Annotated in this window: 27 protein-coding genes and 1 tRNA gene; 13 read left to right on the top strand and 15 right to left on the bottom strand. The window is 62.3% G+C overall.

Features of this window, described 5'->3' with window-relative positions:
- Positions 1–154: 154 nt before the first annotated feature.
- Positions 155–1369: an MFS transporter gene (locus tag ACK59Z_RS19225; protein WP_003247436.1), complete on the bottom strand. Its 1215-nt coding sequence runs from the start codon at positions 1367–1369 to the stop codon at positions 155–157.
- Positions 1370–1563: 194 nt separating this feature from the next.
- On the opposite strand from ACK59Z_RS19225, the gene ACK59Z_RS19220 reads away from it, so the two are divergent.
- Together ACK59Z_RS19220 and ACK59Z_RS19215 are read left to right on the top strand one after the other, a co-directional pair.
- Positions 1564–2487 (top strand): FecR domain-containing protein, encoded by a 924-nt coding sequence (locus tag ACK59Z_RS19220; protein WP_108190733.1) that lies wholly within the window; start codon positions 1564–1566, stop codon positions 2485–2487.
- A 95-nt stretch (positions 2488–2582) separates the two neighbouring features.
- Positions 2583–2659 (top strand) — tRNA-Met (locus ACK59Z_RS19215).
- 130 nt (positions 2660–2789) lie between these two features.
- Here the strand turns inward: ACK59Z_RS19215 and ACK59Z_RS19210 are convergent.
- Positions 2790–3404 carry a LysE family translocator gene (locus ACK59Z_RS19210; RefSeq protein ID WP_060538635.1) on the bottom strand — a complete coding sequence of 205 codons (615 nt, stop codon included), beginning with the start codon at positions 3402–3404 and terminating at the stop codon, positions 2790–2792.
- A 227-nt stretch (positions 3405–3631) separates the two neighbouring features.
- On the opposite strand from ACK59Z_RS19210, the gene ACK59Z_RS19205 reads away from it, so the two are divergent.
- Positions 3632–4549 (top strand): LysR substrate-binding domain-containing protein, encoded by a 918-nt coding sequence (locus tag ACK59Z_RS19205; protein WP_108190734.1) that lies wholly within the window; start codon positions 3632–3634, stop codon positions 4547–4549.
- On the opposite strand, the gene ACK59Z_RS19200 is transcribed toward ACK59Z_RS19205, so the two are convergent.
- The 3 genes from ACK59Z_RS19200 to ACK59Z_RS19190 all read right to left on the bottom strand — a co-directional run bounded on the left by ACK59Z_RS19200 (position 4489) and on the right by ACK59Z_RS19190 (position 6437).
- Positions 4489–5064, bottom strand: a complete 576-nt coding sequence (locus ACK59Z_RS19200) for a D-Ala-D-Ala carboxypeptidase family metallohydrolase (protein WP_409293564.1) — start codon at positions 5062–5064, stop codon at positions 4489–4491. The genes ACK59Z_RS19205 and ACK59Z_RS19200 overlap by 61 nt on opposite strands.
- A gap of 135 nt (positions 5065–5199) precedes the next feature.
- Complete coding sequence (rimI, locus tag ACK59Z_RS19195) at positions 5200–5655, bottom strand: ribosomal protein S18-alanine N-acetyltransferase (RefSeq protein ID WP_003247446.1); 456 nt, start codon at positions 5653–5655, stop codon at positions 5200–5202.
- Positions 5652–6437, bottom strand: coding sequence for a hypothetical protein (locus ACK59Z_RS19190; protein WP_003247448.1), 786 nt, complete (start codon positions 6435–6437; stop codon positions 5652–5654). Before ACK59Z_RS19190 ends, rimI begins: the two co-directional genes overlap by 4 nt.
- A gap of 238 nt (positions 6438–6675) precedes the next feature.
- Here ACK59Z_RS19190 and mksB point away from each other — a divergent pair, with 238 nt between their 5' ends.
- Genes mksB through mksF form a run of 3 tightly spaced genes read left to right on the top strand, consistent with a single transcriptional unit; the run spans position 6676 to position 11490 of the window.
- Positions 6676–7965, top strand: coding sequence for an Mks condensin complex protein MksB (gene mksB, locus ACK59Z_RS19185; RefSeq protein ID WP_003247449.1), 1290 nt, complete (start codon positions 6676–6678; stop codon positions 7963–7965).
- Positions 7955–8662: an Mks condensin complex protein MksE gene (mksE, locus tag ACK59Z_RS19180; protein ID WP_003247452.1), complete on the top strand. Its 708-nt coding sequence runs from the start codon at positions 7955–7957 to the stop codon at positions 8660–8662. The genes mksB and mksE overlap by 11 nt, the downstream gene beginning before the upstream one ends.
- The gene (mksF, locus tag ACK59Z_RS19175; RefSeq protein ID WP_409293563.1) at positions 8659–11490 is read left to right on the top strand and encodes an Mks condensin complex protein MksF; all 2832 of its coding nucleotides are present in this window, start codon (positions 8659–8661) and stop codon (positions 11488–11490) included. Before mksE ends, mksF begins: the two co-directional genes overlap by 4 nt.
- 420 nt (positions 11491–11910) lie before the next feature.
- On the opposite strand, the gene ACK59Z_RS19170 is transcribed toward mksF, so the two are convergent.
- The 5 genes from ACK59Z_RS19170 to rplU all read right to left on the bottom strand — a co-directional run bounded on the left by ACK59Z_RS19170 (position 11911) and on the right by rplU (position 15598).
- The gene (locus ACK59Z_RS19170; RefSeq protein WP_003247456.1) at positions 11911–12372 is read right to left on the bottom strand and encodes a CreA family protein; all 462 of its coding nucleotides are present in this window, start codon (positions 12370–12372) and stop codon (positions 11911–11913) included.
- Positions 12369–13487: a glutamate 5-kinase gene (gene proB, locus ACK59Z_RS19165; protein WP_003247458.1), complete on the bottom strand. Its 1119-nt coding sequence runs from the start codon at positions 13485–13487 to the stop codon at positions 12369–12371. Before proB ends, ACK59Z_RS19170 begins: the two co-directional genes overlap by 4 nt.
- Before the next feature lie 85 nt (positions 13488–13572).
- Positions 13573–14799, bottom strand: coding sequence for an Obg family GTPase CgtA (gene cgtA / locus ACK59Z_RS19160; RefSeq protein ID WP_003247460.1), 1227 nt, complete (start codon positions 14797–14799; stop codon positions 13573–13575).
- Between the two features lie 188 nt (positions 14800–14987).
- A complete protein-coding gene (rpmA, locus tag ACK59Z_RS19155) occupies positions 14988–15245 on the bottom strand; it encodes a 50S ribosomal protein L27 (protein ID WP_003247464.1) in 258 nt (85 codons plus the stop codon).
- A 38-nt stretch (positions 15246–15283) separates the two neighbouring features.
- Positions 15284–15598, bottom strand: a complete 315-nt coding sequence (rplU, locus tag ACK59Z_RS19150; RefSeq protein ID WP_003247466.1) for a 50S ribosomal protein L21 — start codon at positions 15596–15598, stop codon at positions 15284–15286.
- A gap of 244 nt (positions 15599–15842) precedes the next feature.
- Between rplU and ACK59Z_RS19145 the strand changes: the two genes are divergently transcribed.
- The 3 genes from ACK59Z_RS19145 to ACK59Z_RS19135 all read left to right on the top strand — a co-directional run bounded on the left by ACK59Z_RS19145 (position 15843) and on the right by ACK59Z_RS19135 (position 17642).
- On the top strand, positions 15843–16811 hold the full coding sequence (locus tag ACK59Z_RS19145) for a polyprenyl synthetase family protein (RefSeq protein ID WP_003247469.1): 969 nt from the start codon (positions 15843–15845) through the stop codon (positions 16809–16811).
- Positions 16812–16970: 159 nt separating this feature from the next.
- Complete coding sequence (locus ACK59Z_RS19140) at positions 16971–17312, top strand: zinc ribbon domain-containing protein YjdM (protein ID WP_003247477.1); 342 nt, start codon at positions 16971–16973, stop codon at positions 17310–17312.
- A gap of 84 nt (positions 17313–17396) precedes the next feature.
- On the top strand, positions 17397–17642 hold the full coding sequence (locus ACK59Z_RS19135; protein ID WP_003247479.1) for a hypothetical protein: 246 nt from the start codon (positions 17397–17399) through the stop codon (positions 17640–17642).
- Positions 17643–17668: 26 nt separating this feature from the next.
- Here ACK59Z_RS19135 and ACK59Z_RS19130 read toward each other — a convergent pair whose 3' ends face one another.
- From ACK59Z_RS19130 to ACK59Z_RS19110, 5 genes are all read right to left on the bottom strand, one after another.
- Entirely contained in the window at positions 17669–18286 is a 618-nt protein-coding gene (locus ACK59Z_RS19130; RefSeq protein ID WP_003247482.1) for an FKBP-type peptidyl-prolyl cis-trans isomerase, read from the bottom strand.
- An 85-nt stretch (positions 18287–18371) separates the two neighbouring features.
- On the bottom strand, positions 18372–18677 hold the full coding sequence (locus tag ACK59Z_RS19125) for a DUF6482 family protein (RefSeq protein ID WP_003247483.1): 306 nt from the start codon (positions 18675–18677) through the stop codon (positions 18372–18374).
- 217 nt (positions 18678–18894) lie between these two features.
- Positions 18895–19383, bottom strand: coding sequence for a TIGR00645 family protein (locus ACK59Z_RS19120; RefSeq protein ID WP_003247486.1), 489 nt, complete (start codon positions 19381–19383; stop codon positions 18895–18897).
- A gap of 191 nt (positions 19384–19574) precedes the next feature.
- On the bottom strand, positions 19575–19913 hold the full coding sequence (locus ACK59Z_RS19115; protein ID WP_003247487.1) for a hypothetical protein: 339 nt from the start codon (positions 19911–19913) through the stop codon (positions 19575–19577).
- A 162-nt stretch (positions 19914–20075) separates the two neighbouring features.
- Positions 20076–22514: a Lon protease family protein gene (locus tag ACK59Z_RS19110; protein ID WP_004575710.1), complete on the bottom strand. Its 2439-nt coding sequence runs from the start codon at positions 22512–22514 to the stop codon at positions 20076–20078.
- Positions 22515–22763: 249 nt separating this feature from the next.
- On the opposite strand from ACK59Z_RS19110, the gene ACK59Z_RS19105 reads away from it, so the two are divergent.
- The 4 genes from ACK59Z_RS19105 to ACK59Z_RS19090 form a co-directional block, all read left to right on the top strand.
- Positions 22764–23252, top strand: coding sequence for a DUF3015 domain-containing protein (locus ACK59Z_RS19105; RefSeq protein ID WP_003247492.1), 489 nt, complete (start codon positions 22764–22766; stop codon positions 23250–23252).
- Between the two features lie 71 nt (positions 23253–23323).
- On the top strand, positions 23324–25177 hold the full coding sequence (locus ACK59Z_RS19100) for a DUF4105 domain-containing protein (protein WP_108190736.1): 1854 nt from the start codon (positions 23324–23326) through the stop codon (positions 25175–25177).
- 153 nt (positions 25178–25330) lie between these two features.
- Positions 25331–25687 carry a hypothetical protein gene (locus ACK59Z_RS19095; protein WP_108190737.1) on the top strand — a complete coding sequence of 119 codons (357 nt, stop codon included), beginning with the start codon at positions 25331–25333 and terminating at the stop codon, positions 25685–25687.
- A gap of 67 nt (positions 25688–25754) precedes the next feature.
- Positions 25755–26186, top strand: a 432-nt coding sequence (locus tag ACK59Z_RS19090; protein WP_409293562.1) for a GreA/GreB family elongation factor, incomplete at its 3' end; no start/stop codon positions are given.

The raw sequence follows: 26186 nt of genomic DNA, 5'->3' as shown, positions 1-26186 counted from the left end.
TGCCTGGAAGGCAGGCTGGCGGGCGTGTGGGAGGGACTGGGTACGGCGCATTGCTTTGGCTACTACGCAGGTGATTGAAAAAAGAGGCGGCACTCTAGCCACCTCCGGGGGGCTCGTCAATTGCCCAGGGGCCTCTGCCAGGCCCCCGGCGCTTTCAGCGTTTACCTGTACTTGGCAGAAACACCGCCAACAACCCGAACAATGGCAGGAACGAGCACAACCCATACACGTATTCGATACCACGCAGGTCTGCTACGTACCCCAACAGCGCAGCGCCAATGCCACCAAAGCCGAACATCAGGCCGAAGAAGATCCCGGCAATCATGCCCACGCTGCCCGGCACCAGTTCCTGCGCATACACCACGATCGCGGAAAACGCAGAAGCCAGGATAAAGCCGATCACCACGCTCAGCACCGTGGTCCAGAACAAGTCGGCATACGGCAGCGCCAGCGTGAACGGCGCCACGCCCAGTATTGAAAACCAGATGACTGCCTTGCGCCCGATACGGTCACCGATCGGCCCGCCAAAGAAGGTGCCCGCCGCCACTGCGCCGAGGAACAGGAACAGGTGCAGCTGCGAGCTGGCCACCGACACACCGAACTTCTCGATCAGGTAGAAGGTAAAGTAGCTGGTGAAGCTGGCCATGTAGAAGTACTTGGAAAACACCAGCAAGCCCAGCACGATCAGCGCCGCAATTACCCGATTGCGCGAAATGCCGTGGGTGGCCTGAACCGTCTTGCGCGCCTTGGCCTGATTGAGGTGCTCCTTGTACCAGCCGCGCAGCATCAGGGTAACGCCGAGGAAGAACAGCCCGGCCAGGCCGAACCAGGCCACATGGGTCTGGCCGAACGGAATGACGATGGCCGCCGCCAGCAGCGGGCCCAGAGCGGAGCCGGTGTTGCCACCGACCTGGAAGGTCGACTGGGCCAGGCCGAAGCGCCCGCCCGAGGCCAGCCGTGCAATACGCGAGGTTTCCGGGTGGAAGGTCGACGAGCCAATGCCCACCAGCGCCGACGCCAGCAGGATCATCGGGAAACTGCCAACGAAGGCCAGCATCACGATCCCCACCAACGTGCACAGGGTGCCTAGCGGCAACAGATTTGGCGTGGGCCGGCGGTCGGTGAAGAAGCCGACCCAAGGCTGCAACAGCGAGGCGGTGATCTGAAACGTGAGCGTGATCATGCCGATCTGGGCGAAGCTCAGGTCGTAGTTGGCCTTGAGCATCGGGTAGATCGCCGGCAGCACCGACTGGATCAGGTCGTTGATCAAGTGCGCCAAGGCGCAGAAACCGATGATGCGCATCACCATCGGCGAGGCTTGGCTTGCCGCTGCCGGGGTGGATGCGGTGGAGGCACTACTGGTGGCCATTTGCCTGAATCTCCGTCCTCTGGTTTGGGATCCGATTATCAGGAATCAAATAGATACATAGCTACCTTTTTTATCCCCCTGTCGCCACGCACTTGAAAATGGTTCTCAATATAATTAGCATCTTCTGCCAATGACTCCCGTCATCGTTAGGCCAAACGGCCCCTATCGTGAGCAGACCGCCCCCCATGAGCCCGATGTCCGCCAAGCAGCTGCAGCCCGACCCACAACAGGAAGCGCTGGCGTGGTTTTCGTTGCTGCGCCAGCCCGGTTGCGACGAAACCCAGCGCCAGGCATTTGCAGCCTGGTGCCAGGTACAAGAGAACGCCCACGCCTACGCCGAGCTGGAGACGTTCTGGCAACAGCTGCAACCCGCACCTGCCCGCCCTCGCCCACGGCATGTCACTGTCCGTCGCAGTCATCTGGGTAAAGGGTTGGCGCTTGTGTTCTTGCTAGGGTTAGGCGCTGCTGCTTACCTGTACTCGCCGCTGATACAGCGTCTGGCCAGCGAGCTGCACACTGATGTGGGAGAGCGCCGCAGCATACGCTTGGCGGATGGCACGACATTGAACCTGGACAGCGCCAGCGCGATGAACGTCGACCTGCGCGGCCGCACCCGCCAACTGCACCTGGTGCAGGGCCAGGTGCATATGGAAGTCGTGCTCGACGGGCGGGCCATGGACGTGGAAGTGGGCAACGCACGCATCCAGGTATACGGCACTCGCTTGCAGATAGCCCGCCATGCGGGGCGTGACGAACTCGTGGTATTCAGTGGCAAGGCGATGGTCACCCAGGGGGGGGAGCAGCGAATGGTCTCGGCAGGTGAGCGAGTAACCTTCGATGACACACGCATCGATCCGGTGCGGAAGGCTGATCTGAAAACCGCTGACAGTTGGCGCAACGGTCGCCTTAAAGCCACAGACATGCCATTGAGGCAGGTGCTGGAGCGCCTTGCCGGTTACCAAGGGCAGCGTCTGTGGATGATGGATGAACACGTGGCTCATCGCCGTGTAAGCGGCGACTTCAACCTCGACCGGCCTGACCAAAGCCTGCAATCCCTGGCTGCAGCCCAGCAGTTGCAGTTGCTGGGCGTGCTCGGGCACTGGCTTGTGGTGCGCTGAAACCGGGGCTGGCCGCTAAGTTTTTGAAAGCGTGCAAATTTTTTTTGAAATGAGTGTTGACAGAGGGGGCGTTCAAGAGAATAATGCGCGCCATCGGCTACATAGCTCAGTTGGTTAGAGCATAGCATTCATAATGCTGGGGTCCGGGGTTCAAGTCCCTGTGTAGCCACCAAACAAGACGAAGGGCTTACCGCAAGGTAAGCCCTTTTTCTTTGCCTGCGAAAAAGTTGCTGGTGCCCGCGCTAACCCATCCAGCAGCAGCCGGGCGCCGAACCACAGGTTTCGGCGCTGCTATCGTCGCCTCAACGTATTCCGGTCACCGCCACAGCCAGGCCAAGCCCGATCAATGCCAGACCAATGGCCCGGTCCACCAGCACTTGCCGCTCGATCATCGCCCTGCGCAATGCCGTACTGGAGAAAAATACCGCCACGAGGCTGAACCATAGCCAATGGGCAACGGACATGAACGCACCGTAGGCGAAGTTCAGCGCCAGCGGGCTGCCAGGCTGCACCACCTGGGTGAAGGCACTGATGACAAACAGCATGGTCTTGGGGTTGAGGGCGTTGGTCAAAAAGCCGGTGCGCAGCGCTTGCAGTACGCTGGCAGCAGACTGGCCAACCCCGTCCAGGCTGATGCGTCGGGTGTTGGTCAATGACTTGTACCCGAGGTAGATCAGGTAGCCCGCACCCAGCACTTTCATGACGAGGAACAGCGCCGGGCTCTGGCTGATGATTACGGCAATGCCCAACACTGTGTACAACACATGCACCTGCACCCCCAGTGCGATACCTATGGCGGCCGCCAGCCCGGCCTTGCGGCCCTGCGCATAACTGCTGCGGGTGACCATGGCGAAATCGGCGCCAGGGCTGATGACGGCGAGCAGGGTAAACAGGGCGACGGCGATGAGTTCGGTCATGCTGATGGCTCTCGATAGGCGATGGAAATGCACAGACCGCCGATTATCGAGCGCTTACAGATGCGGAAAAAACGATTTATGCTGAGATGGATCTGATAGTTTTGCTCACAGATACGTACAGCCTGCCTTGGCCTCTTCGCGGCTAAATCCGCTCCTGCAGGGAACTATGTGGCCATGTAGCAGCGGGTTTACCCGCGAAGAGGCCGGCACAGCTGAACAGGGAAATCATGAAACTGCCGCCACTCAACGCCTTCCGCTACTTCGACATTGCCGCCCAGACCGAGAGCTTCGTGCGCGCCGCCGAGCACTTGCACGTCACTCACGGCGCGGTCAGCCGCCAAATACGCCTGCTGGAAGAAAGCCTTGGCGTGGAACTGTTCGAACGGCGCAACAGGGCCATTTTCCTCACCCCTGCCGGGCGCGCCCTGCATGGCACCACCCAGGCGATCTTCGAGCAACTGGAAGGCGCCGTGCAGCGCTTGCAGCACCAGGTCCGCGACAATGTGCTTGTGCTGTCCTGCGAGCCGACCATCGCCATGCGCTGGCTGATCCCGCGCCTGCCGCGCTTCCATGCCACCCATCCCGACCTGCAGTTACACCTGGTGGCTGCCGGCGGGCCGCTGGACTTCGCCCGCAGTGGGGTCGACATGGCCATCCGCCGTGACGACTTCCACTGGAATAACCAGCTGTTCAACCAGAAGGTCTGCGATGAATGGATCGGCCCGGTGTGCCACCCCGCCGCCAGCGCCAGACTCGATGGCCAACGGCTGCTGCACAGCACCACACGCCCTGCTGCCTGGCCCACCTGGCTGCGCCTGAGCGGCCAACAGGCGCGGCACTGCGAACGCAGCGACTACGAGCATTTCTACCTGTCGATCCAGGCCGCCAACGCCGGCCTGGGCCTGGCCATGGCCTCAGCCCTGATGGTGTGCGACGAACTCGACAGCGGGCAATTGCAGGCACCGTACGGTTTTGTGCGCGATGGCTCGGCCTACCACCTGCTTAGCCCACAGCCTCTGGCCGACAGCAGCAAGTGCCAGCGCTTCGCAGAGTGGCTAATGGACGAATGCCGGGGTTGCCTGGCTCATTTGGGTTTGACGCAGAACGACGACCCCGCACCGCCATCGCCGCCCCAGGTGCGATAGCCGGCGGTATCCACATGAATGCGGCCTGACGGGTAGCGGCCCAGGCCCATGTTCCAGGCTTGGCCGTGCTGCTGCCAGAAACGGCACAGCGGATTGGGGTCGGCCCAGGCCGGCAGCAGTATATCGACGGCGAACGCGCGGGTATGCGCACTGTTGGCTGCCCCGCCCGCACAGGCGTTCAGGCGCGGCTCACGGTAAGCCGAAACGACCTCGAACTGGCGCAGGATGCCTTGATCGTCGAGTGCCTTGATCAACGCGAGGGTCGAGCGTACAGCCGCCCAATTGCCGGGGGGCGGTACAGCGAAAGGCGATGCGTGGCACAGTTTCCAGTCCGAAGCCGAGCGCAGCAACTGGTGAATTGGCACTACACCGTAAAGCCGGGCATCTACCAGCATTTCGCGGAAAGGGCGGGTTTGATGATCACCCGCCCACTGGGCGAACATCCACACGTCGCGTTCGTCAGCGTGGGCAATGCTCGCTAAACACAAGCCCGCTGCCAAAAGCAGTTTTCTCATTCTTTATCCGTCCCTGAGAACAAAGCCTGCGCTCCCACCGGAATTCATACTAGTTCAACGCGCAACCGTTACTGCAGCGTCAGCGGGTGGCCGAAGCAGAGGGGTGCCTGCGTGACGGGGTAAGCCGCTGGAAAGTCAGTCTTCGAACAGGGTACAGGCCATCACCAGGGCGTCTTCACGGCCGCCGGCGACCGGATAATAGTCGCGGCGGCGGCCAATTTCGTTGAAGCCGTAACGTTCATATAAACGATAGGCCGACTGGTTGCTGGCGCGCACTTCCAGGAAGCATTCGCGGCCATTGAGCTGATAGGCCCGGGCCATCAGGTGTTCGAGCAGGCGCAGGCCCAGGCCGCAGCCTTGGTTTTCCGGTTTTACGGTGATGTTGAGCAGGTGCGCTTCATCGATGATCACATTGATCACACCATGGCCCACTTGCTGCTGGCCATCGAACATCAGCCAGACTTCGTACGACTTGAGCGCATCCTGAAAGATTCCACGGGTCCAGGGATGACTGAATGCGGCATATTCGATCTTAAGTACGGCATCCAGATCCGCCTCGGTCATCGGGCGGAAGCTGATCGAGTCACTCATTCAACGCTCTTCCAGCGCGCCATCAGCTGGCGCATGGCTTTCCAGACGTCCGCCTTGCGCTGCGGCTCGTCCATCAACAGTTCAAGGCCCGGCAATGCCCAGGCGTCGCCCAGGCTGTCGAGCGTCAGGGTTTGGTAATAGGCGTCGGCGTCGACATTGGCGGCAAAACGCAGTGCCGGCAGGCCGACCAGCCACAGACAGGTACACGGGGCGTCTTCCAGGCGCGCCTGAACGAAGCCCTGGACGAAATCGCGCGCAGCCTCCGGCCCCTGGTCCATGTTGCCGCGCACCAGCAGTGGCCAGCGTACCGGCTCGCCGATGATCTGCGGGGCGTCGGGCAGGCCGGCGGCGCGCAGCATGTCCTTGAGCAGCAGATAGGAGGGATCGCGGCTCTGGAAGGGCTGACCGGTGGCCAGTTCAACCAGCAGCAGGCAACTGCCGGCGCGCAACAACTGCAGCGAGAAGCGCGGTGGCGGCACCGGTGCCGGGCGCGGAGCAGCGGGCTGCTCTTGTGCCTCGGCAGGCTTGACGGCGGGTTTTGCCACACTGCCCGGGCGCGGGATCTCGATTTTCGGCCGCTCGCCGGAGCGGGCCTGGGGGGTGACAGGCGCTTCGTTGGTTACCGATGCCGGCCTGACCTCGAAATCGATGTCCTCGACTGGCACAACCGGCAGCAGCAGCTCGGGCCGCGACGGTGCGGCGAACGGCAGCTCGGCGCGCGGCAGCCAGTGCACCACTTGCATGGCGGAAAGGTAGGCGCGGCGACGGGGTTCGGTCAGCAAGGGGCGGATATCCGAGGGGGTGAAGGCAATTGGGCATTCTAACGTGTACGCCGTGGTTTTTGCAGCGCCTATCAGACCGAGCGCCGCGCGGGCGGCGCTCGATCTCACGAGTGCCACTAGAACAACGACATACACCCACAAACCTAAAGGTTATCTCTCATTACAGACCAAGGGGTAAAAACCACCCCCGCGAATGCAGTACAATCGCCCCCTTTTTCTTGGCAACGAGTCGAAGCCAATGATCGAACCCAAGCGCGTCCTGCGCGCCCTAGCCGAACACTGGGCCCTGATCGAGCCGCTGTGCGAGCGTTTCGACCAGGGCACCCTGAGCCTGGTCGAACTGCGCCAGCATGTGGCCCGCCAGCAGCTCGAAAGCACCCCGCAGGACATCACCCAGCTACTCGACGTGTGGATCCGCCTGGATATCCTGGTCCCGGTGGCCAAGAGCCCGAACCGTTTCGAGCTCAACGCGCAGATCCACGACTTCCTCGCCTACCTGCGCCGCGAACACCGGCTGGGCCTGTGCCTGGAGATCGAAGCCTACTTGCGCCACCTGGAGCGCCTGGCCGGGCACATCCAGGATGCCTTCGACAACCGCGACAGCGACGACCTGGCACGCCAGCTGCGCCTGCTCGACATGCGTGTGCGCGATGTGCTGAAAAAGCTCGACAACGACGAGCAGGCACTGGTGGCCGTGGCCGAACGGGCCAAGACCAGCAACCGCCAGATTCCGCTGCGCCAACGATATGCCGAAGTGCTGGCCACCTGGGACGAGTACGTCGAGCCGATGATCCAGCTGGTCAACGCCGACGGCGCCTTCGAACAGGGTGTACGCAAGGTCGAGACCGTGCTGCTGAAACTGCTGGGCGAACAGGCGCGCCTGGGCCACCTGGTCGACGACGACATGCTGCTGCGCACCCACGCGCGCATTCTGGAAATGCAGACCAGCGCCCAGTTGACCCTGCGCCACGCCCGCGAACTGCTGCTGCCGCTGCGCGAAGAAGCCCGCCGCCACAACGCCGTGACCCGCGGCGCTGCACTGGCCCTGTCGGTGATCCGGCGCAAGGGCATTGATGCCGTGCCGCAGGCGGCCATGCCGATGTTCACCCGCCCGCAAAGCACCTTCCTTGGCAGTGCCAGCCAGGTCGAGGCCTACGTTTACGCACTGGCCCGCTTCGAGCCCAAACCGGCGCGCTTCCCCAAAGCCCACAAGACCCAGTCCGGCGCCCTGCCCCGTGCCCCGCGCACGGTCAAGGAAATGGCCGAACGCTGCGAACAGGCCCTGCCACTGCCAGACTTGATGGTCTGGCTGCTGGAGCAGGAGCCCGAAGGCGCCACCGACGAGCTGCTGTACTGGTTCTCGCGCCTGTCGCGGGAAAAGCGCTTCAAGCGCGAACGCCTCGACCGCCGCGAATACACCACTCAGGAACATTTGGTCAGCCTGCATTCGTTCGCCCTGACCTCCAGCCGCGAAGACGCCCCTAGCGCGCCTACCGAACCCAACGCGAGCCCAGCCCATGCATCTTGATCTTTCCGAACTGTCCCAGCTCGCGCCGATCTTCCGCGAGCTGTTCAAAGGCTTCCACGTCAGCCGGCGCGACCCTGAGCTGTACGCCCAGCTGTCGAACTTCCAGGACCAGTACCGCACCCTGTTCAAGGCCCTGGGCTTCGAACTGGTGTGCGATACCCGTGGTTTCTATTACTTCGTGCCCGACATGACCGCCGCGCAGGTCAACAAGACCGCGCAGCGCCTGTCGCTGTTCACCTTCATCCTGGTCGAGCACCTTGCTGACCAGGGCCGCGACCCGATGGCCGTGCTCGATGGCGGCAGCATCGGTCGCGACGAACTGCCCTCGCTGCTGGACAAGTACCGCGACCTGTTCCTGCAGGCCGAAGTGCAGACCGTGGACGAGCTGGAAGAAAAAATCCTGCGCCGCATGACCCAACTCGGCTTCGCCCATGAGGAAGGCGGCATCTACCGCTTCCTGCCGCCCATGCATCGCTTCCTCGATGTGTGCCTTTCGGTGCAGCAGGACCGCGACCTGGCCGCCACCCTGCACAGCGCCCTGCCGCTGCCGACCCCGGTACTGGTCGAGGAAGAAAGCGCCGAAGAACTCAACCGTACCGACGACCCGCTCGACCTCACGCCTTTCCAGGGCGAGGAAAGCGAAGAGGACGCCCTGGCCCGGGCCATCCGCGAAGAGCAACAGGAGATTGACGCATGAGCCAGGAACGCTACGGCATCCGCCGCTTCGCATTGCTCAACACCGCCGGCTACAGCCTTGGCCTGTTCCCGCTGGAGCACCCGCTGTCGGTATACGGCGCCAACAACCTGGGTAAATCGGCATCGATCAATGCCCTGCAGTTCCCGATCCTGGCACGTATGTCGGACATGAGTTTCGGCAAGTACAGCCTTGAGCAGTCGCGCCGCTTCTACTTCGCCAGCGACACGTCGTACATTCTTTGCGAACTGAGCCTGCCCCACGGCCCGCACGTGATCGGTGTGGTCGGGCGCGGCCCGGGTGGCGGTTTCGGCCACCAGTTCTTCGCCTACAAAGGCGAACTGGACCTGGCCCACTACCAGAAGAACGACACCTGCCTGCGTCAGAAAGAGCTGTTCACCAACCTTGAACGCCTGGGGTTCAAGGCTTACGAACTGAAGCCGGACGAACTGCGCCGGCTGCTGGTGGGCGGACACACTTCGGTGCCGCTGGACCTGACCATGATCCCGCTGCGCTCCACCAGCGAGCAAAGCCTGAAAACCTTCCGCGCGCTGTTCATCAACCTGCTGCACATGCGTGAGATCACCGCCGCCAAGCTCAAGCAGCTGTTCCTCGACGCCTTCGAGCACAGCCTGCGCTCGGGCAGCGTCGACTACATCGCTGCGTGCGAGGAAGCCTTCCGCGACGTACGCCGCATGGAGCAGGACTACAACGCCCTGGTGGCTGCCGGCCCGTTGGTCGAGGCCCTGGCCGGTGGCGTGGCCCAGCGCGACATCCTGCGTGGCAAGCTGCACCGCATTTCGCCTGTGCTCGACACCCTGCTGGGCACCTGGCAGGAATACGCCATGGCGCGCAAGGAAGAGCTGGTCATCCAGTCCGAGCACTACCGTGGCGAGCAGGACCGCCTGCAGAACGACCAGCGTGGCGGCACCCAGGAGCTGATGCGCCTGGAGCGTGAAATTACCGGTATCCAGCGCTGGCTAGGCGAGCTGTCGGTGCTCAAGCACCGCTTTGCGCTGGTCGATGACGTCAAGGTACTGGAGCAGCAACTGCTGGCGGCCAAAGACGCCCACGACGAGCTGGCCGGCGCGCTGGCCCAGTCACGGCAGTTCAGTGCCGAAGACCTCGACGAGCGCGTACGCGACCTGGAAAAACGCCTGAAGCAGGTCAAGCAGCAGCTGGATCACGCTGACAACAACAGCTATGCCCGCCTGCGCGAGGAGTTCTCGCAGCAGGACGTCGACCGCCTGATGCGCCTGTTCAACGGTGCGCTGTTCAGCCTGCCGCTGGGCGACCGCGGCATCGAGCTGGACGACAGCGACCTGTGGGTAAAATCGCTGGAAGCGGTGCTCGACGGCTTCAAGGGCGAGCGCTTCGAGGCCCCGGGCCTGGCCATCGACCTGACCCACATCGACCCACCGGCCCTGCAGGCCCTGGCCGACCGCGCCGCCCTGCGCGACCAGAAAGAGCGCCTGGAAAAAGAACTCAAGCAGCTCAAGACCCAGCAGGCCGTGGCCGCCGACCGCTCCGCGTCCAAAGCGCAGACCGAAACCCTGTACCAGGAAGTGCTGGACGCGCAGAAGGCGCTGGAAGACTTCCGCCGTAGCCAAACCCTCACCGCCGAAGAGCCCGAGAAGCTGGAACAGCTCTCGCAGCTGGAAGCGGCCCAGGACGAACTCAAGCGCTCCAGCGACGCCTTCACCGAGCGCGTCCAGCAGCTGTCAGCCAAGTTGCAACTGGTCGGCCGTCAGCTCGGCGACCTCGAGTCCAAGCAGCGCACGCTGGAAGACGCCTTGCGCCGTCGCCAGCTGCTGCCGGCCGACCTGCCCTACGGCACGCCATACATGGAAGCCATCGACGACTCGATGGACAACCTGCTGCCGCTGCTCAATGACTACCAGGACAGCTGGCAAGGCCTGCAGCGGGTGGACAACCAGATCGAGGCGCTGTACGCCCAGGTGCGCCTCAAAGGCGTGGCCAAGTTCGACAGCGAAGACGACATGGAACGCCGCCTGCAACTGCTGGTGAACGCCTACGCGCACCGTACCGACGAAGCCCTGACCTTGGCCAAGGCACGCCGCGCTGCGGTCACCGACATCGCCCGAACCCTGCGCAACATCCGCAGCGACTACGACAGCCTCGAGCACCAGCTGGCCCTGTTCAACCGCGAGATCAACAAGCGCCAGGTGTCCAACCTGGAAAGCTTCCGCGTGGTACTGGCGCCGAACAAGGAAGCGCTCAAGCACATCGACCAGATTATCCACAGTGCCGGCCAGTACGAAGAAGGCGAAACCCTGTCGGTCTTCGACCTGACCCAGAGTGCCGATCAGGACAACAAGAACGAAGAGGCCAAGGAGTACCTGGCACGGCTGGTGGCGGCCAACCACAACCAGCTGGGCCTGAAGGACCTGTTCGAACTGGCGTTCGAGATCACCAAGGTCAATGGCCAGCCGATCATCCACGCCGACATCGACGGTGCGGCGTCCAACGGCACCACCATGACCATCAAGGCGCTGACCAACATGTACCTGTTGCTGCACCTGATGGACCGTGACCTGGCCGGGCGCATTCGCCTGCCGTACTACCTGGACGAAGCGGCAGACATCGACGAACGCAACCAGGCGGCACTGCTGGAGACCAGCCAGCAACTGGGCTTCGTGCCGATCCTGGCGAGTGTGAAACCACAGGTCTCGGCGCACGTTGCGATCGACCTGGAAGGTGGCAGCGGGCCGAACGGCATCTACATCGACGAGGCGGACTGGAAGTTCATCAGCCGGCTGGATGAAGTGAAAGCGGTTGTGCGTGAGGATCAGGCCGAGGAGCTGGCCTGAGATAGCCGGGGCCGCGTTGCGGCCCATTCGCGGGTAAACCCGCTCCTACGGCGGCCTGTGTCCAATCACCGATGCGCACGACGGCCTGTGTCCAACCACCGAGCGTATGTAGGCGCGGGTTTACCCGCGAATACGGTGGCGGCGGCAACGGTGAACGGCGGGTGGAAATTGGCCAGCAGGCCCGGCCCTTTCGCGGGTGAACCCGCTCCTACGGCGGCCTGTGTCCAACCACCGAGCGTATGTAGGAGCGGGTTTACCCGCGAATACGGTGGCGGCGGCAACGGTGAACGGTTGGTGGAAATTGGCCAGCAGGGCCGGCCCTTTCGCGGGTGAACCCGCTCCTACACGACGGCCTGCGCCCAACCACCGATGCGTACGACGGCCTGTGTCCAACCACCGAGCGTATGTAGGCGCGGGCTATCAATGAGCCCAAGGCAGGATCGGAATGGCAGTCACCGCATTCTGCGGGCTGCCTTCGATCATGCGGTCGCTGTACACCAGGTACACCAGCGTATTGCGCTTCTTGTCGAGAAAACGCACCACCTGCATGGTCTTGAACACCAGCGAGGTGCGCTCCTTGAACACTTCCTCGCCATCTTTGAGCTCACCCTTGAAGTTGATTGGCCCGACCTGACGACAGGCAATCGATGCCTCCGCCCGGTCCTCGGCCAGCCCCAAGCCCCCCTTCACTCCGCCAGTCTTGGCACGTGACAGGTAGCACGTCACGCCCTCAACCTTAGGGTCATCGAACGCCTCGACCACAATGCGGTCGTTCGGCCCGAGGAACTTGAACACGGTGGACACCTGGCCGATCTCTTCGGCGCCAGCCAACATCGGCAGCACGCACGCTGCCACCGCGATTACGCTCTTCAGCAGGCTCATACCAGCACCAGGTTGTCGCGGTGTACAAGTTCCGGCTCGGCGCTATAGCCAAGGATCGACTCGATGGCTTCGGACGACTGACCAATGATCTTCTGCGCCTCCAGGGCGCTGTAGTTGGCCAGGCCGCGAGCCACTTCAACACCGTCCGGACCGACGCACACCACCATCTCGCCACGACGGAAGCTACCCTGCACTGTCTTCACGCCAACCGGCAGCAAGCTCTTGTTGGCCTGACGCAGCGCTTGCACGGCACCGGCATCCAGCACCAAGGTGCCACGGGTTTGCAGGTGACCGGCCAACCACTGCTTGCGCGCAGCGAGCATGCCGCGCTCAGGGGACAGCAAGGTGCCCAGGCGCTCGCCCGCCTTCAGACGGTCCAGCACGCGCTCGATGCGGCCACCGATAATGATGGTGTGGGCACCGGAACGGGCAGCCAGGCGCGCCGCACGCAGCTTGGTCTGCATGCCGCCACGGCCCAGGGCACCACCGGTACCACCGGCCACGGCATCCAGCGAGGGGTCGTCGGCACGGGCTTCGTAGATCAACTGCGCCTCGGGGTTGTTGCGCGGGTCGGCATCGAACATACCATCGCGGTCGGTGAGGATCACCAGCAGGTCGGCCTCGACCAGGTTGGCCACCAGCGCCGCCAGGGTGTCGTTGTCGCCAAAGCGGATCTCGTCGGTGACCACGGTGTCGTTTTCGTTGATCACCGGCACCACACCCAGATCGACCAAGGTGCGCAGGGTGCTGCGGGCATTCAGGTAACGCTTGCGGTCGGACAGATCGTCATGGGTCAGCAGGATCTGCGCGGTGTGCTTCCCGTGCTCCCCGAAGCTCGACTCCCAGGCCTGCACCAGGCGCATCTGGCCGAGCGAGGCAGCCGCCTGCAGCTCGTTCATCGCACTCGGTCGCTTGGTCCAGCCCAGCTGGCTCATGCCGGCAGCCACGGCCCCGGAGGAGACCAGTACCAACTCCACGCCTGCCTCACGCAGCGCGACCATCTGCTCGACCCAAACGGCCATTGCACCGCGGTCGAGGCCCTTGCCATCGGCGGTCAGCAGAGCACTGCCAATCTTAACGACCCAGCGCTTGGCGCCCGTCACCTTGCTTCGCATCTTCTTCCAACCTATGTCGAATCTGTAGATACCGTGGATACAAAAACGCCGCTCCAGAGAGCGGCGTTTAGTGTACTGCAACCGATCAGTCGCGCACGTAAATGATTTCCGGACCGTCTTCGTCGTCCTCGAAATCATCGTCCCAACCGTCATCGTCGCCAATGTCGTGCACGCTCTTGACGCCGGTACGGCGCAAGGTACGGGCGTCGTCCAGGGCCTGCAACTGGGCACGGGCTTCGTCTTCGATACGCTGGTCGAGGTCGGCCAACTCTTCGGCGTAGGCCGGGTCGTTGGCCAGGCGGTCGGCGCGGTCTTCAAGGTAGCGCATCAGGTCGTGGCTGAGCTTGTCGGTGCCCTGCTTGGAAATAGCCGAGATCACGTAGACCGGGCCTTCCCACTCCAGACGATCGATCACTTCCTGCACACGCTCGTCGCGCTCGTCGTCCATGACCATATCGGCCTTGTTCAGCACCAGCCAGCGCTCACGCTCGGCCAGCGACGGGCTGAAGCGGGTCAGCTCGTTGACGATGACTTCGGCGGCATCGGCCGGGCTGCTTTCGTCCAGCGGCGCGATGTCCACCAGGTGCAGCAGCACGCGCGTACGCGCCAGGTGCTTGAGGAAGCGGATACCCAGACCGGCACCTTCAGAGGCGCCTTCGATCAGGCCGGGGATGTCGGCGATGACGAAGCTCTTCCAGCGGTCGACGCTGACCACGCCCAGGTTTGGCACCAGGGTAGTGAACGGGTAGTCGGCGACTTTCGGCTTGGCGGCCGAGACCGAACGGATGAAGGTACTCTTGCCAGCGTTCGGCAAGCCCAGCAGGCCGACGTCGGCCAACACCTTCATTTCCATCTTCAGGTCACGCTGCTCACCCGGTTTGCCTGGGGTGGTCTGGCGCGGTGCACGGTTGGTGCTCGACTTGAAACGGGTGTTGCCCAGCCCGTGCCAGCCACCTTGCGCGACCATCAGCTTCTGGCCGGGGGTAACCAGGTCACCGATCACTTCCTGTGTGGAAGCATCGATCACGGTGGTGCCGACCGGCACGCGCAGGAACAGGTCTTCACCCTTCTTGCCGGTGCAGTCAGTGCTACCGCCGTTGGAGCCACGCTGGGCTTCATGGTGACGGGTGTAGCGGTAGTCGACCAGGGTGTTCAGGTTTTCGTCGGCAATCATGTACACCGAGCCACCGTCACCGCCGTCACCGCCGTTAGGGCCGCCGTTCTCGATGAACTTCTCGCGACGGAAGCTCATGCAACCGTTGCCACCGTCACCGGCCTTGACCCGAATGGATACTTCGTCAACAAACTTCATTAAAACCGCCTCTCGTCGGTAGACGAGCTGAATGACTCAAAAACATGAGGCTCTTGCAAAAATGAGCGCGGCGGCCCCGTACGACCGTAGAAACCAACGCCGGCAACCCAGACAAACAGCTTTGCAAGAGGCTCACCACAAACGAAAAAGCCCCGTCGCATGACGGGGCTTCTGGAGCGACGTCGCGATTAAGCGGCGACGATGCTCACGTAACGGCGCATGAACTCGCCTTTCTTCTCGAACTTGATCACGCCTTCGATCTTGGCGAACAAGGTGTGGTCCTTGCCCATGCCAACGCCGTAGCCAGCGTGGAATTCGGTACCGCGCTGACGGACGATGATGTTGCCTGGCTTGATAACCTGGCCGCCATACATCTTCACGCCAAGGCGTTTAGATTCTGAGTCGCGACCGTTACGAGTACTACCACCAGCCTTCTTGTGAGCCATGGTTCAATTCTCCAAATAAATTCAGGGGATCTAGGGGATTAAGCCTGGATGCCGGTGATTTTGATCTCGGTGAACCACTGGCGGTGGCCCATACGCTTCATGTGGTGCTTACGACGACGGAACTTGATGATGCGAACCTTGTCGTGGCGGCCTTGCGAAACGACTTCGGCCACTACTTTAGCGCCAGCAACAACTGGAGCACCGATGGTGACTTCTTCACCGTTGGCGACCAGCAGAACGCGATCGAAGGTCACGGATTCGCCAGTGGCGACTTCCAGTTTTTCGATCTTGAGGAATTCACCTTCAGCGACTTTGTACTGCTTGCCGCCGGTAACGATTACTGCGTAAGACATGGTATTTCTCCGATAATCCTGCTCACCCAGCGCTTTATATGATGAGTATTGGCTGGCATGGCTGCACAGGGCTGGAACGGCCCGGCGCAATTGCGTAAGGCAGGTGCTGCCCAGGAAGTTAGGGTGCGCGATTGTACGCAACCGCGGTTTTGCTTGCAAGTGCCGCCCCCGGCCTGCGGGCACCGCGCCTTGACACACCGGGACCTGCGACCTAGCATGCCGCGCAACCTCACTGGAGCAGCCGATGCAACCCCAAACCTTCTACCGCGCGGTGGCTGATGATTTCAGCGCCGTCGACGAGATCATCAAGAAGCAGCTGACCTCGCGCGTGCCGCTGGTATCGAAGATCGGCGACTATATCACGTCCGCCGGTGGCAAGCGCCTGCGTCCCCTGCTGGTACTGCTGTGTGGCAAGGCCTTGGGCCGCGAAGGCGACGACCTGCGCCTGCTGGCCGCCACCATCGAGTTCCTGCACACCGCCACCCTGCTGCACGACGACGTTGTCGACATGTCCGGCATGCGCCGTGGCCGCTCTACTGCCAATGCCCTGTGGGGCAACGCGCCGAGCGTGCTGGTGGGCGACTTCCTTTATTCGCGCTCGTTCGAAATGATGGTCGAACTGGGCTCGATGCCGGTCATGCAGATTCTGTCCAAGGCCACCCGGGTGATTGCCGAAGGTGAAGTGCTGCAACTGTCGCGCGTACGCGACGCCAGCACCACCGAGGAAGTCTACATGGAGGTCATTCGCGGCAAGACGGCGATGCTGTTCGAAGCGTCTACCCACAGTGCTGCGGCACTGGCCCAGGCCACCGACGAGCAGCGCGAAGCCCTGCGTACCTTTGGCGACCATCTGGGCGTGGCCTTCCAACTGGTCGACGACCTGCTGGACTACAAGGGTGACTCGCAGACCCTGGGCAAGAACGTCGGTGACGACCTGGCCGAGGGCAAACCTACCCTGCCACTGATCTACACCATGCGCGAAGGCACTGCCGAGCAGGCGGCGCTGGTACGCCAGGCGATCCAGAAGGGTGGCCTGGAAGATCTGGAACAGATTCGCGTCGCGGTCGAAGAGTCGGGCGCGCTGCAGTACACCGCCGAGCTGGCGCGCGATTACGTGAAGCGTGCCATCGCCTGCCTCGAAGTGCTGCCTGCCAGTGAATACCGGGATGCGCTGGTTGAACTGAGCGAGTTTGCGGTCGCGCGTACGCACTGACAGACCGAGTCGCCTTCATTCGCGGGCAAGCCCGCTCCTACACCATTTGTGGGAGCCGGCTTGCCCGCGATGCTTTTTGTCCGGACATAATCACTTCCGGGAAATTACCTTTTACAATGTGGGCTTTTAACCGCCCGTCTGTTTGTTTGAGGAACCGAAGTGAGCACTCTGCCACCCTGCCCAAAATGCAACTCCGAATACACCTATGAGGATGGCACTCAGCTGATCTGCCCTGAATGCGCCCACGAGTGGTCGGCCGGCGGCGATGCCGAGGCGGCCAGTGACGAGGTGGTGAAAAAGGATTCGGTCGGCAACATCCTGCAAGACGGTGACACCGTCACCGTGATCAAGGACCTCAAGGTCAAGGGTTCGTCCCTGGTGGTCAAGGTTGGCACCAAGGTCAAGAACATCCGCCTGTGCGACGGCGACCACGACATCGACTGCAAAATCGACGGCATCGGCGCCATGAAGCTGAAGTCCGAGTTCGTCCGCAAAGTTTGATCAGGCAAAAAAACGGCAATTGGCGCTTGCTATTCTGGTAATAAGAATTATTCTCATTGGAATTGCTGTCCAAGGAGAATCGCCATGACTTATCTGATCGACGCCTGGCTGGAACGCCCTCACCCCTACCTGCGCATTCTTCATCGGGAAACCGGCGAAGTGTGCGCGGTGCTTGAAGAAGAAGCCCTCGACGAACTGCGTGACCAGGGTGACCTGGACATGAGCGGGCTGAATTCGAGTGAGCCGGGGGTGCTCAAGGAACTGGTACGGAATCTGTTTCTGTTCTGCTATGCGCGGGCATTGCGCCCTGAGGGGACAGACTGGAATTGAGGCCGGCAGGGCCGGCCTCTAGGGCATTACAGAACGTCGAGCAGCTCGACGTCGAACACCAGTACGCTGTGCGGCGGGATGCTGCCAACGCCTTGGGCGCCGTAAGCCAGCTCGCTTGGCACGTACAGGCGCCATTTGCTGCCAGCGTTCATCAGCTGCAGGGCTTCGGTCCAGCCAGCGATCACGCCGCCGACCGGGAATTCAGCCGGCTGGCCACGCTCGTAGGAGCTGTCGAACACGGTGCCGTCGATCAGGGTGCCGTGGTAGTGCGTACGCACGTTGTCTTCGCGGGTCGGCTTGGCGCCTTCGCCAGCGGTCAGCACTTCGAACTGCAGGCCCGAAGCCAGCGTGGTGATGCCTTCACGCTTGGCGTTCTCGACCAGGAACTCCTTGCCAGCAGCAGCGGCGGCTTCGGCCTTGGCTGCAGCTTCGGCTTGCATCACCTCACGGATGACCTTGAAGCTGGCCGACAGGTCGGCTTCGCTGACGCGGCTGTCGGCACCGTTGAAGGCGTCGGTCAGGCCGGCCAGGATGGCTTCCAGGCTAACGCCTGGTGGCGGGTTGTCGCGCAGCTGGCCGCCCAGCTGACGGCCGATACCGTAGCTGACGCGCGTTTCGTCGGTAGACAGGTTGAGTTCGGACATTGTCGTGCTCCACTGCAGGGCGCAATGCAGCCGCGCCCTTGATAAAAAGGGCGAGCAGCCTAGCACACTGGGGCGCTGCGAGCAGCTACCAGGCCGAACGCTGGGAAATCGGCACCTTCAGGTCTTCTTCCGGGTGCGTACCCATGCCGCACATTTCGTCCTGCACCGACCAGTGCACCAGGTTCATCGAGAGCAAGGGGATGGTTTGCAGCAACTTGCGCGCATCTTCCACCGAGTGCACGCGCAAGCGTTCACCGCGGGTATCGGACAGGGGGTGAGGATGGCCTTTGACCCGAGCCTCGAGCAGGTAGTCACCGCCTTCGATGGCGATCAGGTTCAGTTCGTCGACATGGCCAGCCCTGGCCTCGGTATTGAGCTGATGCAGGTTCATGAGAGCACCTCGCGATGGGAACCACGCATGAGAGCTCATTTTTTGTACAGGAAGGGAGAATGCGCAAGGCATGACTGACGCCACTCGTCAGTTGAGCCTCGATCTCTGTGGGAGCGGGCGAGCCCGCGAAGCAGGCCACGCGGTGGCTGGCACCGGCTTTGCCGGTGTTCGCGGGCATGCCCGCTCCCACAGGAGCTGCAGTGAGGCCTGGCGGGACTCAGTGCTTGGTCAGCTTGTCCAGGTAGCCCATGCAGAACGCCGAGACCACGAAGGTCATGTGGATGATCACGTACCACATCAGGTAATCGGTGGAGATGTTCTGCGCATCCATGAACACCCGCAGCAGGTGAATGGACGAAATCGCCACGATCGACGCGGCAACCTTCATCTTCAGCGACGAGGAGTCCATCTTGCCCAGCCAGTTGAGCTTTTCCTTGCTTTCATCAATGTCCAGCTGCGAGACGAAGTTTTCGTAACCGGAAATCATCACCATCACCAGCAGGCCACCGACCAGCGACATGTCGATCAGCGACAGGATCACCAGGATCAGGTCGGCTTCGCTGAGGGCAAAGACGTTGGGCAGGACGTGGACCACTTCCTGGAAGAATTTCAGCGCCAGGGCCAGCAGGCCGAGGGACAGGCCGAAGTAGATCGGGGCGAGCAGCCAGCGCGAGGCGTACATCGCATTTTCGAGGATACGTTCCATGGAGGGTTTTGAGACTCGTCAGGTGACTGAAAAACGACGGCGAGTATAGCCAGCCACCTGTTACAGCAAAAGCCCGGGGGCTGCTCCGCAGCCTGATCGCGACACAAGGCCACACTCCCACAGCAAGGCGATGCTTTACCTGTGGGAGCGGCCTTGTGTCGCGATGGGCCGCAAAGCGGCCCCGGCATTCTTCAGGTCTCAGGATGAAACTGGTAATCCCCCAGGTTGCGACACCGCTCACCATTGATCCGCCGCAACTGCGCCTGCAAATGCAAACACCAGATCTGCGGGTCCTCGGCCACCTGGTACCCATGCAGGGTCAGGCTGTCGACAATGGCATTGAGCACCGACTCGGCCACCAGTGGCCCATGAAACGGGCCCTGCGCCTTGATCGCGGAGGGTTGTTCACCGGCCATGCCGGCGGCGAACAGCAACGTCCACATGCCGTTGTCACCGGCCAGCGGGCGGATGCTGCATTCGATACGGGTCACCAGGCCCAGGCACTGGCGTGTGAGGCTGAGGTTGCGCATGGCCGCGTCCCCTCCAATGAGCCTTGTTCAGCCCGAAACCCTCAGGCTGTTTCCATCCTGAACGCTGTACCGTCCTTAAGTTCCAGCATAGAGGAACAGTACAGAAAGATGGAAAACTGGCGCTAAACGGTAGCACATCGCCGCCAGCGCCAGTTTATTGACTCAGGCCGGTTTGGCCTGGGCAATTACCTCTTCCAGGCGTTCCTTTTCTGCCTTCTCGATGTCTTCCTCGCTGATCATCTCGGCAATTTCACGCAGGCGCTCCACCACCCGAGCGTTGACGCTACCCTCGGTGAACAGCCCCTTGTCGTCGAGTACCCCGGCCTCCTCGCCCACCAGCAGGCTCAGCGCCTCATCAGCCTGGCTGACCGCGTAGACGTGGAACATGCCGTTCTCCACCGCCTGCAACACGCGCTCGTCAAGCATCAGGGTGGCGACGTTGGCACGCGGAATGATCACCCCCTGCTCGCCGGTCAGGCCACGCGCCTCGCAGAGGCGGAAGAAGCCCTCGATCTTCTCGTTCACCCCACCCACCGCCTGCACTTCACCGAACTGGTTGATGGAACCTGTGATGGCGAAGCACTGCTTGAGCGGCGTGCGCGACAAGGCCGAGATCAGCGTGCAGGCTTCGCCCAGCGAGGCGCTGTCGCCGTCCACGTAGCCGTAGGACTGCTCCAGGGCGATGCTCGCGGAGATCGCCAGCGGGAACTCCTGGGCATAGCGGCTGCCCAGGTAACCGGTGAGGATCATCACCCCTTTGGAGTGGATCGGCTGGCCAAGGTTGACCTCACGCTCGATATCGACAATACCGCTGCCGCCGGGGTAGACGGTGGCCGAAATACGCGCGGGCATGCCGAACGCCGAGTCACCCACTTCCAGCACGGTCAGGCCGTTGCACTTGCCGATGGCCGCGCCTTCTGTGTCGATCAGGATGATGCCGGCGAGCATGTCGTCCAGCACCCGTTGCGACACACGGCCGGTACGGGTGGCCTTGGCCTTGAGCGCACGCTCGATGTGGCCTGCGTCGGTCATTTCGTCACTGGCCAGCTGGCGAATGAAATCAGCCTCGCTGACCAGCTGGAACAGGTCGCCGATACGCGCCGACAGGCGTGACTGGTTTTCAGCCAGACGCGCACTGTAGGTGGCCAGACGCGCCACCGCGTCACTGGTCAGCGGCGCCATGCCCTCTTCGTTGGTGCGGGTGCGCAACAGCTGGGCGAACTGCTCCAGGTTCTCGTCGACCATCGGCATGTCTTCATCGAAGTCCACCAGCACGCGGAACATCTCCTGGAAGTCCGGGTCGTGGTCCTGCAGCGCGTAGTACAGCTGGCGCGAGCCGATGATCACCAGCTTGACGTTCAGCGGAATCACCTGCGGCTGCAGGCTGACAGTGGCAACACGGCCCAGCTCACCGATCGGCGACTCCATCTTCAGCTTGCGCGACTGCAGCGCACGCTTGAGCGCGTCCCATACGAACGGCTCGCCCAGCATTTTCTCGGCTTCCAGAATCAGGAAGCCGCCGTTGGCCCGGTGCAGCGCGCCTGGGCGCAGTTGGCGATAGGAGGTATACAGCGCACCTTGGTCGGTGCTGTATTCGATACGGCCAAACAAATTGTCGTAGGTCGGGTGCGGCTCGAACACCACCGGCGCACCACCGTCAGCGTGATGGCCCACCACCAGGCTGGGCGCGTACTGCTCTTCGAGCAGCTTGCGGGCCACGGCGTCGGACTTGCTGTCATCGACCAGTTGCTCGACCAACGTACGCAACAGGTTCAATTGCACCGATTGCAGGTAGGCGCACACCGCCGCGTTTTCGGCGTACTTTTCCGACAGCGGCGCCAGCAACGGCTGCAGTGCCAGGGTGATGGTTTCTTCGTTGAGCTGGCGCAGCTGGTTGTTCGATTCGCGCTTCCATTGCGGCAGGCTGGCCAGCTCCTCGTTGAGGCGCTCCTCAAGCAGGGCAATGTCCTCGTGGAACTGCTCGCGCACCTCCTCCGGCAGTTGGGCAAATTCAGCTTCATCCAGCGCCTTGCCATCAGCCATCGGCGTGAAGGCGACGTTGCTGGCATCGCGGTACAAGGCCACGTCCTTTTCCAGCGACGCGCGCTCGATCACATCCAGAGCACGGTCATAACGCTGGTTGAAAGCGCGGTCGATGGCGCCCTTCTTCTGCTGGTAGGACGGGTGTTCGAACACCGCCGGGAACGTCGACAGCAGGTTGTCGATCAATCCGCCCATGTCGCTGATGAACTCGGCGGCGCTTCCGGACGGTAGCTCCAGTGCACGTGGTTCACGGGTGTCGTCGAAGTGGTTGACGTAGACCCAGTCGGCCGGGGTCTGCTGGCGTTTGCCCTCGGCCTTGAGGTAGCGCTTGACGAACGAGAAGCGCCCGGTGCCGGGCTCGCCCATCACATACACATTGTAACCAGGACGCGGCATGGCCACGCCAAACTGCAGGGCCTCGACAGCACGTTCCTGGCCCAGAACTCCGCGAAACGGCTCCAGATCGTCGGTATGGGTAAAAGCAAACTGCTCGGGGGAGAAACGCCGGGTCAGGGCTTCAGGCGCAAGACGCAGGCGCGCAGCGACAGGATCGGGCATTGGGTTTCCTTACTTCGGCGGGCAGATACGCAGCATTCTGGCGCTGCCCGCGCGCGCCTTGCAAGGCTCCACGGGACTTTATGTCGCAGCCGGTGCAGTCCTGTGACAGCAAATTTTTCGCAATCAACAACGCAACCTTTAGATCGTGCCTAAACTCCAAGCTGCGCGGGTGGGTGAAAAGCTTTCCCGACCTGGCAACCGAGTTGCCAGAAACCCTGACCCTTGGTTAAGACAAAGAGAACAAATGCTATGAAACGGATTCTTCTGGGTACTCTGTTCACCGTGGTCTCGCTGAACGCCATGGCCGAAGCGCCTGGCGGCCCGAACTGCGGCTGGGGCAACATGCTGTTCGAAGGCCAGCGCGGCACGCCGGCACACTTCCTGGCTTCTACCACCAACGGCACCTCCGGTAACGCCACCTTCGGCATGACCTCCGGCACCAACGGCTGCTCGACCAAGGCTTCGCTGACCTACGGCGGCAAGTCCTGGTTCGCCATGAACGGCATGATGAACGAGCTTTCCGAAGACATGGCCATGGGCCAGGGCGAAGCACTGACCACCTATGCCGTCGTTCTCGGCGTAGCACCGGAGGACCGCAGCTACTTCAACTCGGTCACCCACCAGCACTTCAACCAGATCTTCAGCAGCGCCGACGTCACTGCCGAAACTGTCCACAGCAACACCCTGGCCGTTCTGAAGAGCGACCCCCGCCTGGCCAAATACGCTACCGAGGCCTAAGCACAGCTGCTCCCGCCCCACCCGGGGCGGGTTTCGCCTTTTTCGGCATCGTCAAGAAGTAGTTGCCCGATATGCTCAAACGCCTCGCTGCCCTGGCGCTGTGTGCCTGCGCCCCTGTTCATGCCGCCCCCCTGCTGGATCCAGGCCGTCTCCAGCAATTGGCCAATACCCCCTACTGGCTCGCCATTGGACATTACGAAACCGCCAAGCTCGGCGGCTGGCGCAGCTATGTGGATGATGATGCGTTCTTCCTCGCCGAAGATGGCGCGCACCATCCGGACCAGGAACTCAAGGCCACGGTCGCTGCGCTGTATGCCCCGGCCAGTCTCGGTGACAAGCACGCCCAGTGCGTATTCCCCGCGCGCACCCGCTGGCTGCGCGAACAGCTCGACCTGCAAGACTTGCCACAACCGGACTGCCAGGAATTCAAGACCTGGTACCAGTCGATCGACCCGCACAGCGCCGCGTTGATCTTCCCGGCAGCCTACCTGAACAGCCCGTCGTCGATGTTCGGGCACACCCTGCTGCGCATCGACCAGTCCAACACCCGCAGCGACGACACCACGCTGCTGAGCTACGCCATCAACTTCGGTGCCTATATCGAAGGCAGCGACAACAGCATCCTGTACGCCTGGAAAGGCCTGATGGGTGGCTACCCGGGGCTGTTCGCGCTGATGCCCTACCAGGAAAAACTGTCCGAATACCGCAGCCTGGAAAACCGCGACCTGTGGGAATACCAGCTGGACCTGACCCCCGAAGAAACCGGACGTATGGTCGAGCATGTGTGGGAGCTGAAGCAGATCCAGTTCGACTACTTCTTCTTCGACGAAAACTGCTCGTATCGCCTGCTGGAGCTGCTGCAAGTGGCCCGGCCGAGCCTGGACCTGACGTCTCAGTTCCCGCTGACCGCCATTCCCACCGACACGGTAAAAGCCGTGAAGCAATCCGGCCTGGTCGCCAGCGAAACCTACCGCCCCTCTCGCGAACGTGAATTGCTGGCCAGGGCCGAGCCACTCGCCCCCAACGAAAAGCGCCAGGTGCTGGCTGTAAGCGCCGACACTGCGCAATTGCAAAGCCCTGAATTCCAGGCCCTGCCTCGCGAACGCCAAGCGTTGGTGCAAGATGCCGCGTATCGTCTTGAGCGGTATCGGGCCAATGGCCAGGAACGCGATCCAGGGCAGGCCAAACGCAGCTTCGAGTTGCTGCGGGCGATCAACAGCAACCCGCCGCCGCCCCTGCAGATCGAGCGCCCCGGCCTGCCCGAGGATGGCCATGACTCGCGCACCTGGCAACTGGGCGTGGGCACCCGTGAAGACCGCGCCTACGCCGAATATGGCCTGCGCATGGCCTACCACGACCTGAATGACAACGCCTATGGCTTCCCGCTGGGCGCACAGATCGAAATCCTGCAATTGAAGCTGCGCCAGTACGAAGGAAACGATTGGCAGGTGCAGCGCCTGGACCTGGCCACCATCCGTTCACTGACACCCCGTAACGAGCTGCTCAAGCCTTGGTCATGGCAAGTGGCTGGGGGGCTGGAGCGGGTGCCGGGCAAGCATGATGACGAAGTGCTGGTGAGCCATGTGAATGGTGGCGCTGGCGGCACCTGGCAGCTGGCCGACGGTTTGCTGGGGTTTGCCTTGGGCACGGTGCGGGTCGAGCATCACAACGACTTCGCTCAGTTCATTGCCCCGGCGGCTGGCTTCAATGGCGGGCTGCTGTGGCGCAACGGGCTGGGCAACATGACGCTGGAGGCCAAGGGCGATTACTTCACCAACGGCGAAGTGCGACGCAGTGTGAGCCTGAACCAGCAGTGGGAGATCAGCCAGAACCTGGGGTTGCGGCTGAGTGCCTCGCGGGAATTCAGCCACTTGGCTACGGCGCAAAACGAGGTGATGCTGGAGCTGAAGTGGTATCACTACTGAGGCCGTTTTACGGCCTTTCGCGGGCACGCCCGCGAATTGGCCAGTTAAGCCAGCAAAGCAGTGTGACTGAACCAACTCTTTGACACTGTTTTGACACCTACCCGACAAACCGCCACCTAGACTTCCCATCATCAACTGGAGGGCTTTGTGGCTATGTCGCGGTACTGGTTTGGCGTGTGCATTGCGTTGTTGCTGTCAGGTTGCGAAACCACCCACGAGCAGATGGTCAGCCACGGTTACCCTCCTGCCTATGCGGATGGCTTCCAGGACGGCTGCAGCAGTGGCCGCCAGGCGGCCGGGCTGATGGTGGGCAACTTTCGCAAAAACGTACCGCGCTACCTGCACGAGCGTCAGTACGAAACCGGCTGGGACGATGGCTTCCGCCAGTGTCACGCCATGCAGAACAGCGAAGAACAGCGCCAATACCACGAGCGCTTCTGGGACCAGCGCGACCGCGAGTGGGAACAGGAAAAGGACCGCGGCGCTGCCAAGGCCTATCGCCACAATTGAGTCGCAAACGGACATTCCTTTAAACCGGCGGCCTGCCATGATGGTCTCATGCACAAGGAGGCCCTACATGAGCCGAGCATTCGTCAACGAAGACCAAGCCGCCGACCAGGCCGACCAGCCGGTCGAGCGGCGCATCAGCGAACAGCCCAACTATGTGACGGCCAGTGGCCTGCGCCAGCTGCAAACGCGGGTGGCCGAGCTGAATGCCTTGCGCAGCGAACTGCAGGCGCAGGGCGAACGGGGTGACAAGCAACGGCTGGCCGATACCGAGCGGGATCTGCGCTACTTCAGCGCGCGGGTGCAAAGCGCCCAGGTGGTACCGGCGGCGACTTCGCATAGCAAGGTCCGGATTGGTAGCCGGGTGCGGTTTGTCGACACGCATGACCAGGAGCAGGTGGTGCGGCTGGTAGGCGAGGATGAGGCGGATGCCGGGCACGGGTTGATCAACTGGGGTTCGCCACTAGGGCGGGCTTTGCTCGGGGCTGGGCCGGGGGATGGG

Origin of the sequence: Pseudomonas sp. KCJK9058, from assembly GCF_046230975.1 — a bacterium.
Taxonomy (GTDB): domain Bacteria; phylum Pseudomonadota; class Gammaproteobacteria; order Pseudomonadales; family Pseudomonadaceae; genus Aquipseudomonas; species Aquipseudomonas alloputida.
This window is presented reverse-complemented; position numbering and strand designations above follow the sequence as displayed.